Source organism: Arthrobacter sp. ASL1 (assembly GCF_056680475.1).
The window spans coordinates 3,234,684-3,250,223 of the sequence record NZ_CM155284.1 but is presented as its reverse complement, the minus strand read 5'-3'; the positions used below and the strand labels follow the sequence as shown (position 1 = coordinate 3,250,223).

General features: G+C 68.0%; 16 protein-coding genes. 5 read left to right on the top strand and 11 right to left on the bottom strand.

All coding sequences use genetic code 11. The features are described 5' to 3' along the window. Position 1: 1 nt before the first annotated feature. A complete protein-coding gene (locus AC1MEQ_RS15465; protein ID WP_479791922.1) occupies positions 2-508 on the bottom strand; it encodes a prepilin peptidase in 507 nt (168 codons plus the stop codon). A 58-nt stretch (positions 509-566) separates the two neighbouring features. On the opposite strand from AC1MEQ_RS15465, the gene AC1MEQ_RS15460 reads away from it, so the two are divergent. Together AC1MEQ_RS15460 and AC1MEQ_RS15455 are read left to right on the top strand one after the other, a co-directional pair. Further along, positions 567-1,469, top strand: a complete 903-nt coding sequence (locus AC1MEQ_RS15460; RefSeq protein WP_479791920.1) for a hypothetical protein — start codon at positions 567-569, stop codon at positions 1,467-1,469. 31 nt (positions 1,470-1,500) lie between these two features. Then, on the top strand, positions 1,501-2,070 hold the full coding sequence (locus AC1MEQ_RS15455) for a DapH/DapD/GlmU-related protein (protein WP_479791918.1): 570 nt from the start codon (positions 1,501-1,503) through the stop codon (positions 2,068-2,070). Here the strand turns inward: AC1MEQ_RS15455 and AC1MEQ_RS15450 are convergent. Further along, positions 2,067-3,353 carry a PhoH family protein gene (locus AC1MEQ_RS15450; protein WP_479796152.1) on the bottom strand — a complete coding sequence of 429 codons (1,287 nt, stop codon included), beginning with the start codon at positions 3,351-3,353 and terminating at the stop codon, positions 2,067-2,069. The genes AC1MEQ_RS15455 and AC1MEQ_RS15450 overlap by 4 nt on opposite strands. A gap of 412 nt (positions 3,354-3,765) precedes the next feature. Next, positions 3,766-4,527: an isoprenyl transferase gene (locus AC1MEQ_RS15445; protein ID WP_479791916.1), complete on the bottom strand. Its 762-nt coding sequence runs from the start codon at positions 4,525-4,527 to the stop codon at positions 3,766-3,768. A gap of 156 nt (positions 4,528-4,683) precedes the next feature. On the opposite strand from AC1MEQ_RS15445, the gene trhA reads away from it, so the two are divergent. Then, the gene (gene trhA / locus AC1MEQ_RS15440) at positions 4,684-5,346 is read left to right on the top strand and encodes a PAQR family membrane homeostasis protein TrhA (RefSeq protein WP_479791913.1); all 663 of its coding nucleotides are present in this window, start codon (positions 4,684-4,686) and stop codon (positions 5,344-5,346) included. 219 nt (positions 5,347-5,565) lie between these two features. Here trhA and AC1MEQ_RS15435 read toward each other — a convergent pair whose 3' ends face one another. Continuing rightward, the gene (locus tag AC1MEQ_RS15435) at positions 5,566-5,922 is read right to left on the bottom strand and encodes a hypothetical protein (RefSeq protein ID WP_479791911.1); all 357 of its coding nucleotides are present in this window, start codon (positions 5,920-5,922) and stop codon (positions 5,566-5,568) included. 74 nt (positions 5,923-5,996) lie between these two features. Then, positions 5,997-6,971 carry a mycothiol conjugate amidase Mca gene (gene mca / locus AC1MEQ_RS15430; RefSeq protein WP_479791909.1) on the bottom strand — a complete coding sequence of 325 codons (975 nt, stop codon included), beginning with the start codon at positions 6,969-6,971 and terminating at the stop codon, positions 5,997-5,999. 126 nt (positions 6,972-7,097) lie between these two features. Here mca and AC1MEQ_RS15425 point away from each other — a divergent pair, with 126 nt between their 5' ends. Beyond that, positions 7,098-7,427 (top strand): DUF4307 domain-containing protein, encoded by a 330-nt coding sequence (locus tag AC1MEQ_RS15425; protein ID WP_479791908.1) that lies wholly within the window; start codon positions 7,098-7,100, stop codon positions 7,425-7,427. 215 nt (positions 7,428-7,642) lie between these two features. After that, a complete protein-coding gene (gene greA / locus AC1MEQ_RS15420; protein WP_479791906.1) occupies positions 7,643-8,134 on the top strand; it encodes a transcription elongation factor GreA in 492 nt (163 codons plus the stop codon). A gap of 74 nt (positions 8,135-8,208) precedes the next feature. Here the strand turns inward: greA and ilvA are convergent, their stop codons facing one another. From ilvA to guaB, 6 genes are all read right to left on the bottom strand, one after another. Continuing rightward, complete coding sequence (gene ilvA, locus AC1MEQ_RS15415; protein WP_479796151.1) at positions 8,209-9,480, bottom strand: threonine ammonia-lyase; 1,272 nt, start codon at positions 9,478-9,480, stop codon at positions 8,209-8,211. A gap of 26 nt (positions 9,481-9,506) precedes the next feature. Continuing rightward, positions 9,507-10,718 carry an AI-2E family transporter gene (locus AC1MEQ_RS15410; protein WP_479791904.1) on the bottom strand — a complete coding sequence of 404 codons (1,212 nt, stop codon included), beginning with the start codon at positions 10,716-10,718 and terminating at the stop codon, positions 9,507-9,509. Beyond that, complete coding sequence (locus AC1MEQ_RS15405) at positions 10,709-11,626, bottom strand: aldose 1-epimerase family protein (protein WP_479791902.1); 918 nt, start codon at positions 11,624-11,626, stop codon at positions 10,709-10,711. Before AC1MEQ_RS15405 ends, AC1MEQ_RS15410 begins: the two co-directional genes overlap by 10 nt. Before the next feature lie 121 nt (positions 11,627-11,747). Further along, entirely contained in the window at positions 11,748-12,557 is an 810-nt protein-coding gene (locus AC1MEQ_RS15400) for a Bax inhibitor-1/YccA family protein (RefSeq protein WP_479791900.1), read from the bottom strand. Between the two features lie 65 nt (positions 12,558-12,622). Then, on the bottom strand, positions 12,623-13,948 hold the full coding sequence (locus AC1MEQ_RS15395; protein WP_479791898.1) for a BtrH N-terminal domain-containing protein: 1,326 nt from the start codon (positions 13,946-13,948) through the stop codon (positions 12,623-12,625). 5 nt (positions 13,949-13,953) lie between these two features. Beyond that, complete coding sequence (guaB, locus tag AC1MEQ_RS15390; protein WP_479791895.1) at positions 13,954-15,492, bottom strand: IMP dehydrogenase; 1,539 nt, start codon at positions 15,490-15,492, stop codon at positions 13,954-13,956. Positions 15,493-15,540: the final 48 nt, after the last annotated feature.

Below are 15,540 nucleotides of genomic sequence, written 5' to 3'. Positions count from 1 at the left end.
CCTACCCTGCCACGAGAAGCGCGACGGCGGTGCCGACAATCATGTAGGGGCCAAAGGCCAGCGCCGACTTCAAACCCGCCCTGCGCAGGATGATGAGCACGATGCCGACCACGGCCCCGAGCAGGAAGGCGACCAGGGTCCCCAGCAACAGGTGCGGCCAGCCCAGATAGCCCAGGTACAGCCCCAGGATGCCGGCCAGCTTCACGTCCCCCAAGCCCATGCCGCGCGGCTGGATCACGTGCAACAGCAGGTAGAAGCCGAACAGTGCGAGCCCGCCCAGCAGCGTCCGGCCCAGTGCCTCCCAGTCCCCGGCCAGGGCGGCGGTGGCCCCCAGGAGCACGGCGGCGAACGGGTACCACGGCAGGATGATCCGGTTGGGGAGCAGATGGGTGCGGGCATCAATCCATGTCAGGCGGGCACCATTGACGATGAACAACAGACACGCCAGCAGCAGCGGTACCAGGGCCGCAGGGGCGGCATCCCGCAGTGCCAGTATCTCCGCGATCATGGTCCTACGCTAACGCAGGCCGGGCGGAGGAACCGGCGACGGTGTCTAGACTGTGGACATGGACACGTCATCGACGGCCCCGGCCCCACAAGGCCCGACCGCGGTCTCCCGCGAGGAGGCCGCCGCGTTCCGGCGCCTCTGCAGATCCTCTCCATGGCGGTGGCGGACCCTGCGCTTCGACGCCGAATGGTTCGCTGGCTCCCCCACCGGCCTTCCCTCCCCGGAAGCCCCCGTCGGCCTCCAGGAAGAGCACACCCCGCTCGACGCCCTCTCTGCACCGGCGACGGTCGACCGGGCTGAACCCGAAGAACCGGAGGCCATCCCCCGCGTCAGCGCCTGGTTGCGCCGGCCGGATGCCCTGCGCATCGAGGACCCGGAGGGCCAGTTGCTGTTCAGCACCACGTCGATCAACGCCTCGCGTGACGCGTTCTACGTCGCCGGGACCCGCGCCTCGTGGCTGCTTCCTCCCCGGCTGGTGACCCCCGTGTACGACGACGATGGGCTGATCACCCGCCGTCCGGAGGCCGACTACGGCGACCCGGTGTTCGGCGACGCCCGGTGGGCCGCGATGCTCGACCCCGTGGAACTTGCCGGCAGCGCCCCGATACCGCTGGAATTCCCCTTGTCCAACCGCGTCGAGATCCATGATCTGGCCGAAACGCGGCACGACGGACGCCCGGCATTGCAGGCGGTGGTCTCCCCCAACATCACCTACGCTGCGCACACGGAGGGCTTCCCCTTGCTCGAGGCCGGTCGGACCCGGCTGCTCATCGACCTCCAGACGGCGGTCTGCGTCTACAGCGAGGCCCTCGACGGCCCCGCCGAGGGCAATGGCCACCGGCTTACCATCCATGCGGTGGACGAGTACATGCTTGACGACCTCTTCGTCGAACAATCGATGCATCTCACCGACGTCCGGGACCACATCCCCTGGATCATCCGCGGCCGGAACCGCGGCTGACCGGCCAAACCCAGCCTCCTGTAAGGACACCATGGACCTCGACGGACTTTTGGAAGCGCTCAATGCCGGCCAGACCATCACGGGCGACTCGCCCTGGCACCAGGTCATGCACCGGACCAGCCAGGAGGCGCTGCGCATCACCGGTGAACTGAACTGCGGCTACCACGAACCGGAACGGGTGCGGGAGCTGCTCACGGAACTGACCGGTGCGGCTATCGACGAAACGGTCACGCTCTTCCCGCCGTTCTCCTCCGATTTCGGCAAGAACACAAAAATCGGAAGCCGTGTCTTCATCAATGCCGGGTGCAAGTTCCAGGACCAGGGAGGCATCGCCATCGGTGACGACTGCCTGATCGGGCACAACGTGGTCATCGCGACGCTGAACCACGACGTGGCCCCGGGCCGCCGGGCGGACATGCACCCGGCGCCCGTGGTCATCGGCCGCAACGTCTGGATCGGGGCGAATGCGACCATCCTTCCGGGGGTGACGATCGGCGACGATGCGGTGGTGGCCGCCGCCGCCGTCGTCACCCGGGACGTACCGGAAAGGTCCATCGTCGTGGGCTCGCCGGCAAAGGTGGTGCGCTCGGTGGAGGGCTAGGCTCCGGATTCCTCCAGCATGTCGGTCACCAGGGCGGCGATGGGCGAGCGTTCCGACCGGGTGAGGGTGATGTGCCCGAAGAGCGGGTGCCCCTTGAGGGTCTCGACCACCGCGGCCACTCCGTCGTGACGACCCACCCGCAGGTTGTCCCGTTGGGCCACGTCATGGGTCAACACGATCTTGGAGTTCTGTCCGATGCGGCTCATCACCGTGAGCAGCACGTTCTTCTCCAGCGATTGCGCCTCATCGACGATGACAAACGAATCATGCAGCGAGCGCCCCCGGATGTGGGTCAGGGGCATGACCTCGAGCATTCCGCGGTCGATGACCTCGTCCATGACGTTCTTGGACACCAGCGCCCCGAGCGTGTCGAAGACCGCCTGCGCCCACGGGTTCATCTTGTCGTCTTCCGAACCGGGCAGGAAGCCGAGCTCCTGGCCGCCGACCGCATAGAGCGGCCGGAAGACCACGACCTTCTTGTGTTCCCCGCGTTCCAGGACCGCTTCCAGGCCCGCGCACAACGCCAGCGCCGACTTCCCGGTGCCGGCCCGTCCCCCGAGGGAGACGATCCCGACATCGCGGTCCATCAGCAGGTCGATGGCCAACCGCTGCTCGGCGGATCGGCCGTGGAGCCCGAAGACGTTGCGATCGCCCTTGACCAGCCGGACGAACCCGTCATCCCCCACCCGGCCCAGCGCAGAGCCGCGGTTGGAGAGCAGCACCAGCCCGGTGTTGACCGGCATTTCGGCCGCTGCCTCGATGAGCACGGGTTCGTTGTTGTAGAGCTCCTCCACATCCGCATCGGCGACGTCGAGTTCGGCGGTCCCGGTCCAGCCGGAGTCCGCGACCAGCCCGTTGCGGTATTCGTCGGCCTGCAGGCCCATGGCCGAGGCTTTCACGCGCATCGGCAGGTCCTTGGAGACGACCGTGACGTCGCGGCCCTCGTCGAAGAAGTTCTTGGCCACGGCGAGGATGCGGGAATCGTTGTCGGCCCCCCGGAAGCCGACCGGAAGCACCTCGGTGGAAATGTGGTTCAGTTCGATCCGCAGCGACCCGCCCTCATCCCCGATGGGCAGCGCCTTGTCCAGGCCGCCGTGTTCGATCCGCAATTCGTCGAGCAGGCGCAACGCCTTGCGGGCGAAGTAGCCGACGTCGGGGTCGTGGCGCTTCTTCTCCAGCTCGGTGATGACCACGATGGGGACGATCACCTCGTGTTCGGCGAAACGCAGCACCGCCCGGGGATCGGCGATGAGGACCGAGGTGTCCAGGACGTAGGATTTCACCCCGACGCTTTGCCGTTTGCCCGCACTGGTCGCGGGGTCCGGGGCGGCCCGGTCGGGAGCGGCGGTGGGCAGTTGCCCCGCCGTCCCGGAAGGGGTCTCCACGGCGGCTTCGGAGGCGAAGACCGCGGAATCCGCAACGTTCTTGGACTGGGTTTCTACTGCCACGATGACTCCCAACAGGGGCGTTGCGCCCCTAGGTAACCGTTCTGCGGGGGATCCGGTCAGGCCATAAGGCCGGGACCGGCCTTCCCGCGTTGACAGTGTGTCTCAACGTTCGGTGGCCTTTCCGCATTGGCGGGCGGGTGTGCCTGCCAATGCCTTCAAGCTAGCCCCGGCAGGTTAAATCCCGGCGCTCGACACACCCGAATACGTGGAATGCCGGTAACGGGTCAGTAAACGACGGCGCCCGGCTTCAGCTACCGAAGCGGCGCTGGCGGTCGGTGAAGTCCCGCAATGCCCGCAGGAAGTCGACCTTGCGGAAGTCGGGCCACAGGGCCTCGCAGAAGTAGAACTCGCTGTAGGCGCTTTGCCAGGTGAGGAAACCGGAGAGGCGCTGCTCCCCGGACGTGCGGATGACCAGGTCGGGATCGGGCTGGCCACGGGTGTACAGGAAACGGGAAATGTCATCGATCTCGAGGTCGTTCGCCACCTCGGAGATCGACCGGCCCGCGGCGTCGGCGTCGAGCAGCAGCTCCTTGACGGCGTCGACGATCTCGCGGCGGCCGCCGTAGCCGAGGGCGATGTTCACGTGCAGCCCCGTGGCGTCCTTCGACGATTCGCCGAGCGCGTGGAGCTTGTCGGAAAGGTAGTCGGGCAGTTCGTCGTAGGCACCCATGGGCTGGATGCACAGGTCACGCTGTTCGGCCAGACGATCCAGCATGTTGGCGATGATGCCCATGAGTGCGTCGAGCTCGTCGTTCGAGCGGCTCATGTTGTCGGTCGAGAGCATATAGAGGGTGACGGTGCGGATGTCCAGCTCCTTGCACCACCCCAGGAACTCGACGATGTTGTCGGCCCCGGCCTGGTGGCCATGCGCCGTCGGGGCGCCGGCGAGCTTGGCCCAGCGCCGGTTTCCATCCACGACCATGCCGATGTGCCCGGGCAGTTTCTCGGCCGGGATGTCCTTCTGGAGCACCTTGCCGTACAGGCGGTAGAGGACCTCGGGCAACCGCACGTTGTCCCCTTCCCGTCATTCGGCCGACACGGATCAACTCTGCACGGTTGCCGCGCCTCTAGGTTACCGGGTGGTTGGACCCGCTGGCCCGGCGGCACGCCTGCAATGGGGCAACGGCCCCGCCAATGCAACATTACCCTCCGGTAGAATCGGAGCATGACGCCACCTCCCTCCAACCCGGTCGAGGAGATCAAACCCCATCTGCGCGGTTGGATCCACGCCGGTACGGCACCGCTGGCCCTGGCTGCGGGCATCGTGCTGGTCTGCCTGGCTCCGGGGCCGGCGGGGAAGATCGCCTCCGCGGTCTACGCCTTCACCGGACTGCTGCTGTTCACCGTGTCAGCGGTCTACCACCGCGGGAACTGGACGCCCAAGGTCAAGCGCGTGCTCAAGCGACTGGACCACACGAACATCATGTTGGTGATCGCCGGTTCCTACACGCCCCTGGCGTGGGCCCTGCTCCCGCAGGCCAAGGCGTCGTTCCTGTTGTGGCTGGTGTGGATCGGTGCCGTCCTCGGCGTCGCCTTCCGCCTGTTCTGGACCGATGCGCCGCGCTGGTTGTACACGCCGGTCTACGTGGCCCTGGGCCTGGCCTGTCTCGTCTTCATCGGCGACTTCTTCGCCGCCAGCGTCCCGGCCGCCGTCCTGGTCTGCGTCGGCGGGGCGTTCTACATCGCAGGTGCCGTGTTCTATGCGCTCAAGCGGCCGAACCTCCACGTCGAGTGGTTCGGCTTCCACGAGCTCTTCCACGCCTTCACGCTCGGCGGGTTCACCTGCCACTACATCGCGATCATGATCGCCGTGCTGGCCGTCAGGTAACCACCCACACCATCCGGTGGGCGCAATGCCGATGAAGCCACCACGCACTGGGGAGACCGCGGTGCTTCGAGCGAGCTGGTCCTTGCTGCCGACGACGCGCGGCACCCCGGGAGCTCCGTGGATCGGGACTGGCCATGCGCCGCAGCATGCGCGGCGAACCCGCCCAGCGGGCATCCCTACCGCAACGCCATTCGGTTGTCTGAGGATCAGCTTTCGTGCTTAGCGGTCCCCGCCCCGGCTCGTGTCGTCGGCCTCGCCGTCGTCGTGCGATTGCGTGTGACCGGGGCCGGTGTCGCCGTCCGGCCCGGGACGGCTGCTCGGCGGGAATTCCTCGCCCTCGGCGTGACGCTGGCGTCCACGCTCGACCAGCTCGGCCTGACGCTCCTCTGCCGTTCCGGCATAACGCACGCGCCGGATGCGGCGACTCATGTCACGGATGAGGAAGATCACCACGATGACCATGGCCGCCGTGGCGACGAAACCGGCAAAACCCGGTCCGATTTCGCGGGCGGCGTCGCCGGTCGGAACGGCCGGGGCGGAGCTGGCGGCGACAGCCAGGGAGGACAACAGGTTCACGAACACGCTCTTTCTTGACGGTACCGGCGCAGACTGGCCCATCCAGTCTACCCGGGCGGGCGGTGGGCGAAGTGCTAGCGAAGGCCCGCGAAGAGGTCCGTTTCCGGGGTCTGCGACTCGACCTGGGAGGAGATGAGGACGAAGTCCTCCCACGGCCAGTACTTCTCGAAGATCGCCGTCGGCACGGCGAAGAAGAAGCCGTCCGGATCGATCTGCGTGCGGTGCGCCAGCAGCGCCCGGTCCCGGGCACCGAAGAAGTCGGCGCAGGCGATCTGCGTCGTCGTCTCGTGGTGCTTGACCCAGCGGAACATCTCCTCGTCGGGGTGCTCCTCGAACGCCTTGATCCGCTCCGCGTACGGGGAGTCGATGCCGTTCTCCTCCATCGCATAGTGCAGGGTCCGGAAACGGTCGGGGCTGAAGGCACGGTCGTAGTACAGCTTGGGGACCTGCCACGGCTCGCCCAGCTCGGGGTAGCGCCCCGGATCGGCTGCTGCTTCGACCGCCTCCATCGTGACCTTGTGGGTCATGATGTGGTCCGGGTGCGGGTAGCCGCCATTTTCGTCATACGTGGTGACGACGTGTGGGCGGAATTCACGGATCAGCTTCACCAGGGGGACAGCGGCACGGCCGACCGGCTGCGTGGCAAACGAGGCATGCGGCAGGGGCGGCAATGGGTCACCCTCCGGCAGCCCGGAGTCCACGAAGCCGAGCCACCGGTGTTCGACGCCCAGGGCCGCAGCGGCCTCCGCCATTTCCTTGCGGCGCAACCCCGCCAGGTCACGATGGGCATGGGCCAGTTCGCCGGCCTTCGCATTAAGGATGTCCCCGCGCTCACCCCCGGTGCAGGAGGCGACCATCACGCGGGCCCCGGCGGCGGCGTAGGCGGCCATCGTGGCGGCACCCTTGCTGGATTCGTCGTCCGGGTGGGCATGTACTGCCAGGAGACGGAACCCCTCCGACGGCGGGACGGGAACAACCCGGGCTTCTTCCACGATGAACTGCTCCTCGATGCTGGCGGGCCGGCGATTTGCCGTCCCGCAAAAGGACATAGACTGGAGGGGATGAACACCCAGCAGCCGGCGCCGACTCCATCAACGGACGGTGCGCCACCCTCCAGCGTAGCCACTCGGTATGGCTCACCCAAGCGCCCGTTCAGCGGTCGGCGTAGAATCATCGTGATCTGCGTCGCACTGGCCTTCGGGATCGCCGTGGCCGGGCTCATGACCTGGTGGAACGTCAAGTCCTACACCAGCAAGGATGTCGCCTTCGACATCACCTCCGACACGACGGCAAACGTCACCATCCAGCTGGAGAAGAAACGCCAGGACACCGTCTCCTGCAACCTGCAGGTCATGAACGAGTCCTACGCGGTGGTCGGCTGGAAGACCGTCACCTTCGGCCCCACGGAGGGATCCGGGCGGCAGTCCACCGTGAAGGACTTCGACCTGCGCACCGAATCCCTCGGCGTGACCGGCGGAGCGACGACCTGCTGGGTGGCCGGCTAACCGGAACAAGACCCGCCGGGTGCACTACCACTTGGGGTTTTGGCCGGATAATGGGTAAAATCAATCTAATACGATCCACCCCGCCTTGACCTGGTGACGGACCGCGGTTCTTCACCACGCACGGCGGGGTCTTTGCTTGCATCGCCTCCGGCGGGCAAACACTGCAGTTCGGCGGCCGGTCACCTGACCGGCCATTACTACAAGGAGAAGTAACCGTGACCACCAACCATGAACCGGCTCTCTGGCTCACCCAGGAGGCCTACGACCGCTTGTCCACTGAACTCGAGCACCTGCAGGGTCCCGGCCGGGCCGAGATCGTCGACCGCATCGAACAGGCACGTTCCGAGGGCGACCTGAAGGAGAACGGCGGCTACCACGCGGCCAAGGAGGAGCAGGGCAAGGCGGAAGCCCGCATCGCCTACCTCAAGGACTTCCTGCAGAAGGCCGAAGTGGGCGACGCCCCGGCCGATGACGGAATCGTCGAACCCGGCATGATGGTCGATGCAACCATCGCCGGCGACAAGACCACCTTCCTGTTCGGCAGCCGCGAGGTCGCCGGCGACTCGGGCCTGGAGGTCTACAGCGAGAAGTCCCCGATCGGTACGGCGGTGCACGGCAAGAAGGTGGGCGACAAGCTCAGCTACACCGCCCCGAACGGCAAGTCCATCGATGTGGAGATCCTGGCCGCCAAGCCGTACAAGGGCTAACGGAACGCCACACGCCACTGCGGGCCGCACCTCCTTCACGGAGATGCGGCCCGCAGGCGTTTAAGGACCGTGTCCTAGGTGGTGATGATGACCGGCTGGAATCCCTCGGCCCGCAGGTTGTCCAGCACCTGCTCGGAGTGCAGGTGCCCCTTGGTCTCCATGTCGATGGTGATGGCGACGTCCCCCATCGACAGCGAACCGCCGATGCGGGTGTGGTCGACGCCGGTGACATTGGCGTCGGACTCGGCGATGACGCGGGAGATGGTGGCCAGCTCGCCGGCCCGGTCATCGAGCATCATCCGCACGGTCAGGTAGCGTCCGGCGACCGCGAGTCCGCGCTGGATCACCTTGAGCATCAGCAGCGGGTCGATGTTGCCCCCGGAGAGCACGACGGCGGTGCGCTTGGAATCGATGCCCAGCTCGGCCAGCTTGCCCTCCAGCAGGGCGGCGACGCCGACCGCGCCGGCGGGTTCGACGACGAGCTTGGAGCGCTCGAGCAGGAACACCAGGGCCCGGGCCAGGGCATCCTCGCTGACCGTGACGACGTCGTCCACCAGTTCCCGGATGATCTGGAACGGAAGCTGCCCCGGACGGCCCACGGCGATGCCGTCGGCGATGGTGGAGACCTTCTCCAGCGGTACCAGGGCGTCGGCGGCCAGCGAGGGAGGGTAGGATGCCGCATTTTCGGCCTGGACGCCGATGATGCGGATCTGGCGGCCCTGTTCGGCGGCCTTGGCCTTCACCGCGGTGGCGACACCGGCCAGCAGCCCGCCGCCGCCGACACCCATGAGCACCGTGTCCACGTCCGGCAGCTGCTCGAGCAGTTCGAGCCCGATGGTCCCCTGCCCGGCGATGATGTCGGCGTTGTCGAAGGGGTGCACGAACACCGCTCCGGTCGCGTCGGCATAGCGTTGGGCCTCGGCCAGTGCCTCGTCGACGTTGTGCCCGTGCAGGACGACCTCGGCGCCGTGGTCCTTGGTTGCCGTCAGCTTGGGCAGGGCAACGCCGAGCGGCATGTAGATGCGGGCCTTGATGCCCAGCCGGTCGGCGGCCACCGCCACGCCCTGGGCATGGTTGCCTGCCGAGGCTGCGACGACGCCGCGTGCCTTCTCCTCCTCGGTCAGCCGGGCCATGCGCACGTAGGCACCGCGGACCTTGAAGGAACCGGCACGCTGGAGGTTCTCGCATTTGAGGTACACGTCGCTGCCGGTCAGCACACCCAGTGCGCGCGAGTGCTCGATCGGGGTGTGGGCAATGACGCCCTCCAGCAGTTCGGCGGCCGCTTCGATGTCGGCCAGGCTGACGGGCAGGGTGTCGTGGGCTGTGGTTTCCAGGGGCTGCTGCATGGTGGCGCTTTCGTGAAAGGTTTCGGTCACCGGGGTGGCTCTCCGGTGCGTGGGCGGTTCGGCTGGACGGCATCGGATTCGCCGTCGATGTCTGCCGGTGCCGTGAGCGCGGTAGCGGGTCCGGGCGGCGGGTCGCCATCGGTGGCACGGGCGTCGGGGGTCTCCCAGCCGCGCGCCGCGATGTAGCGGACCATGGTGTTCAGCACCGCCAGGACGGGCACCGCGAACAGTGCCCCGGCGATGCCGGCGATGAGCGAGCCGCCGGCGACGGCCAGGACGACGGCCAGCGGGTGCAGGCTCACCGCCCGGCCCATGACCAGTGGCTGGAGGATGTGTGATTCGGCCTGTTGGACCAGCAGGACGACGGCGAGCATGATCAACGCGTTGACCCAGCCGTTGGCGACCAGGGCCAGCAACACAGCGAGGGCACCGGTGACGAGCGCTCCGATGACCGGGATGAAGGATCCGATGAAGACCAGCCCGCCCAGCGGGAACGCCAGCGGCACACCGAGGATCGCGGCACCGACACCGATGCCGACGGCGTCGATGAAGGCGACGAAGAGCTGGACTCGAACGTAGCTGACCAGGCTGACCCATCCCTTGCGTCCGGCGCCGTCGGTGGCGGCCCGGGCACGGCTGGGCATGAGCCGGACGACGAAGGACCAGATGCGTTCGCCCTCGAGCAGGAAGAAGACGAGCGAGAACAGCGCCAACAGCAGGCCCGCGGCGAAGTGTCCCAGCGTGCTCCCCCAGGAAACAGCACCGCTGAGGATGGTGTCGCTGTTGGACTGCAGTTGTTTCAGGACGCCGTCGACGTAGTTGTCGACATCCTGGTTGGTCAGGTGCAGCGGCCCCGTGGAGAGCCAGTGCTGGACCTGCGAGATGCCCGTCAGGGCCTGCTGCCACAGGCTCATCATGCCGCGGGCCATGGTCCGGCCGACCAACAGCAGCAAGCCGGTGATGACGGCCAGGAAGGCCAGCATCGTCAACCCGGTGGCCAGTCCGTTGGGGACCTGCCAGCGCTTGAGCAGCCGGACCACCGGCATCAGCAGCCCGGCCAGCAGGGCGGCGATCATCAGCGGGATGACCAGCAGCGACACGTGGCTGAGCAGCCACAGCAGCAGGCCGGCGCACCCGATGATGATGGCGACCCGCCAGCTCCACGCCGCGGCGATCCGCACCCCATACGGCATGTCGCCGGTGACGTCGCGGCGCCGTGGACCGGCGGCTAGAGCCATGACTCGATGCCCCAGCGCCCGATCAGGTGCTCATTCGGGGCCAGCCAGAGCAGTGCCTCCCCGGAGTTGTACGCATTGGCCGGGGCGCTCATCGGTTCGATCGCCACCGCCAGCGGCTGTCCGGCATACTTCTCGGTCACGAAGACCTGGGCGTAGCCGAAGGTCGCATCCGCCCAGATGCCGACACCGCGCCCATCCGGGGCCATCAGCTGGTGGCGGTACACCCCGTCGTCGTGCAGGGTCAGCCCGGTGAGCCCGACGTCGACGCGCACGTCGCCGACGCGGCGGCCCGAGCGGAAGTCGTTCTCCCCCGAGACCGGTGTGGTGCCCGTGGGGATTTGCCGGTCGTCGGCGACCAGCGCCGTGTCGGCCTCGACGGTGAGCACCAGGTCCTCCGTCGGGACCTCGCCCAGGCGCAGATACGGATGGGCACCGAGCGCCGCCGGAGCGGGGCGTTCGCTGTGGTTGACCAGGTCCTGGGTGACCGAGAGCCCACCCTCGGGGTCGAGGGTGTAGGTGGCCGTGTGGGTCATCCGGAAGGGGAAGCCGTGCTGCGGGAAGATCTCGGCGGCAAGGCAGATCGAGGAGTCGCTGGAGGACTCGACCCGGTAGCCGGTGTTGCGCAGCAGGCCGTGGATGGCGTTGCCGTTCTTGACCTCGGTGATGTCCAGCTGCTGGGGCTGCCCATCCAGTTCCCAGCGGCCGTCACGGATCCGGTTGCCCCAGGGGGCCAGCAGGATGCCCGAGCCCGAGGGCGGCAGGGAGTCCTCGCCGTAGGGCTGGGCCAGGTCGATGCCGTCGCGCTGGTAGCTGCGCAGGCCGGCGGCCAGCTCGGTGATGACCGCCGTGGCGCCTCCGCCGCGGATCGTGAACTGCCGGCCGGTGGGCGCGGACGTCGGTGCACTCATGAGCTGGTCCCTTCCTGCTTGGACATCCCCCTACGGTAGCGCCGTGGCGGATCCGGGGTTCAATACATGACGACGGCGGCGCCCGGGCCGGGCGCCGCCGTCGTCCTGGGTGGTGGTGTTGCTACATCTCGCGCAGAATCGCAATGATGCGCAGGATCTCCACGTAGAGCCACACCATGGTGACGGTGAGGCCGAAGGCTGCGGTCCAGGCGAACTTGGCCGGGGCGCCCTGCTCGACGCCGCGTTGGATCTGGGTGAAATCCAGCACCAGCGAGTAGGTGGCCAGCAGGACCGCCAACGCGCCGATCGCCAGGCCCAACCAGCCCGAGCGCAGGCCGAACATGCCGTCCGTGACGCCGAAGAGCATCAGGCCCAGGTTCACCAGGCTGAACACCAGGTAGGCGCCCATGGCGATGAAGAACATCCGGGTCATCTTCGGGGTCGCCCGGTACTTGCCCGAGCGGTACAGGACCAGTGTGACGGCGAAGACCGAGAAGGTGGCGAGCACCGCCTGGATGGCCGCCCCCGGGTAGAGACCATCGATGATCTGCGAGATGCCGCCGAGGAACAGGCCCTCGGCCGCGGCGTAGAGCATGATGAGCACCGGCGAGGGCTCGCGCTTGAAGCTGTTGACCAGCCCCAGCACCAGGCCGATGAGGACCCCGGGCAGCATCAGTGCGGGGATCTGCCAGCCGATGACAGCGGTGATCACCAGTGCGCCGAACATCAACACCGTCTTGGAGACGACGTCGTTGTAGGTCAGGCGGCCGGTCTGGGCCGGCCCGGCCGACGGGGAGTTGTAGAGGTCTTGCAGGGACTGCGCGCTCATCGGCTCCGCGGTCCGCTGGGAGTTGGCGGTGGAGTCTCCGGCGGGCCGCATTTGTTCGCGGAACGCCTTGGACTGGAACATCGGATTGCCCCCGGTGGCCATAACTGGTCTCCTCAATAGGTTCGTTTGGATAAGCCTACCGGTTACAACGCGCGGGGAGGCAAAATCTATCCCCGCGGTGACGTGGACTTTTCCAGCCCCGCCAGCACGTCGGCCAACTGGCGTGCGGCATGCTCCTCGGCGTCGGCGATCCGGGTGGCCCGCGCGGCGAGGTCGGCGAAGTGCCGGCTCCGGTCCGCGGGGTCCACATCCGGGTCGATGGCCTCGGACAGTCCATCCCAGTGGGCCGCCAGCTCACGGTAGGCCGGCGCGCACTCCCCCAGGGCCGCCAGCCCCGGCAGGGCGGCGGCCTCGTCGAGGAATTCGGCGTAGAGTCCGCGGAGCCCGCCGGGTCCCCCGTAGCGGCCGTCGGCGAGGAAGAGGGCCACCATCTCCAGCCCGTGGGCCAGGCGCCCGGGTTCGGCGAAGATCCGGGTCCAGCCCGAGGCCGTCGTGGTGTCCAGCAGCCGGCCGGCCCAGGTGCGCAATCCGGCGACCCCGAAGTTCTTGGCGAAATGATCCGGAATGCCGTCCAGCTCGCGGGTGCCCAGCAGGCGGCCGGTCGTCTCGCCGATGGCCGCCACGACGTGGGCGGCCAGGGTCGCCACGTCGGGGCCGGTGGATGCGGGGATCCAGGCCTGCCAGTTCTTGCCCGCCTTGCGCTGGCCGCGCGCGGTGGCCAAATCCGCGGGAGAGATCAGCTGCAACCCGCCGGAACCATCGTCGATGAGCAGGTTGCCGTCGTCGTGCTCGCCGAGCACCGCCACGTCCACGGGTTCATCGGCGTCGGCCAGGCCGGCGTCGACCCAGGGCAGGGCGGCGCGGCTGACGCGGACGACGACGGCCCGGCCCTCGTCCAGTCCCTCGTCGAGGTACTGGGCGGCCAACCGGGCGCTGCCCGTTTTCTGCTCGCGCACCACGGCTCCGCAGCGCGACAGCAGGTTCTCGGTGTAGGGCTCCGGGTGGGCCCGGGTGACGACGCTGGCGGTGGTGGTCTCCTCGTACTCGAAGACGAACACCATGAAGCCGATCCCGCCGGCCAGCCCTGCCAGCATGGCCTCGCTCAACGGCTTCCCGGTCACCGGGTCGGTGACCCCGGACTGGGTGAGGACGCGCTGCCAGAGACCGGCGTCGTATTGGGTGACGTCGGCGGGTGCCGGATATTCGGGCAGTTCACCGGGCTCCGGCGCGGCCGGGGTCACGGCTACGGCAGGGGTGTCGTCGCCGGTCCGCCGTTTCCCGCTGGTGGCCGCCTTCCCGGCCGGTGCCGGGCGTGCCGATGGTCGTTCGGGGCGGCCATCGAGGATGGCCTTGCGTGCCGTCGTGTAGCTTTCGCCGGTGCGCTCCATGCGGGCGCGGGCGAGCTTCTTCAGCTGGACGGGCGAGGGGGCCACCGGCGCTACCGCGACCGGTAGTTCGGTGCTTCGACGGTCATCATGATGTCGTGCGGGTGCGATTCCTTCAGGCCGGCGGCGGTGATCCGCACGAACTTCCCGCGTTCCTTCAGGTCGGGGATGGTGCGTCCGCCGACGTAGAACATGGTCTGGTGCAGCCCGCCCACCAGCTGGTGCGCGACGGCGGAGACGGGGCCCCGGTAGGGCACCTGGCCCTCGATGCCCTCGGGGATCAGCTTCTCGTCGGTGGGGACGTCGGCCTGGAAGTAGCGGTCCTTGGAGTAGGAGGTGTTCTTGCCGCGGGTCTGCATGGCGCCCAGCGACCCCATGCCGCGGTAGGCCTTGAACTGCTTGCCGTTCATGAAGACCAGGTCGCCCGGGGACTCGGCGGTGCCGGCCAGCAGGGAACCGAGCATGACCGAGTCGGCCCCGGCGACCAGCGCCTTGCCGATGTCCCCCGAGTGCTGCAGGCCGCCGTCGGCGATCAGCGGCACCCCGGCGGGGATCGCGGCCTTGGCGGATTCGTAGATGGCGGTGATCTGCGGGACGCCGACACCGGCGACGATGCGGGTGGTGCAGATGGAGCCCGGTCCGACGCCGACCTTGATGGCGTCCGCACCGGCGTCGATGATGGCCTGGGCGCCTTCGCGGGTGGCTGCCTGGCCGCCGATGACGTCGACGTGGGCGGCTGCGGGGTCCTTCTTCAGCCGGGCGATCATGTCCAGCACACCCTGGCTGTGGCCGTTGGCGGTGTCAACGACCAGGACGTCCACTCCGGCGTCGACCAGTGCCATGGCCCGGTCGTAGCCCTCGCCGAAGAAGCCGACGGCGGCGCCGACGCGCAGCCGTCCCTCGTCGTCCTTGGTGGCCATCGGGTACTGCTCGGCCTTGTCGAAGTCCTTCACGGTGATCAGGCCCTGCAGGATGCCGGCGTCGTCGACGAGCGGGAGCTTCTCGATGCGGTGCTTGCTCAGCAGGTCGATGACCTCCTGGCGGGGAACGCCCACGCGGGCGGTGATCAGCGGCATGGCCGTCATGGATTCGTAGACCCGTGTGGTCATGAACTGCTCACGCGGGATGAACCGGGTGTCGCGGTTGGTGATGATGCCCAAGAGCTTCTTGCCGGCGTCGACGACCGGCAGTCCGGAGACCCGGTAGTGGCCGCAGAGGTCGTCGAGCTCCTGCAAGGTGGCGTCCGGGCTGATGGTCACCGGGTCGGTGATCATTCCGGATTCGCTGCGCTTGACCTGGTCGACCTGGCGGGCCTGGTCGTCGATGGAGAGGTTGCGGTGGATGATGCCGATGCCTCCCTGGCGGGCCAGCGAAATCGCCATCGGCGCCTCGGTGACCGTGTCCATGGCCGCGGAGAGCAGGGGGATGTTGATGTTGATCCGTTTGGTCAGCCGCGTGGAGGTATCCGCTTCGGAGGGGATCACGTCCGTCGGGCCGGGCAGCAGGAGCACGTCGTCGTAGGTGAGGCCTTCGAGGGCAAAGGGATTGAACTCGGACACGGGGAACCTTTCGCGAGCCAGCGGGGGATTCATTACATCCTAGAACCTTCGGGGCCCTGTCGGTATGCCCCGGCTCTGGCA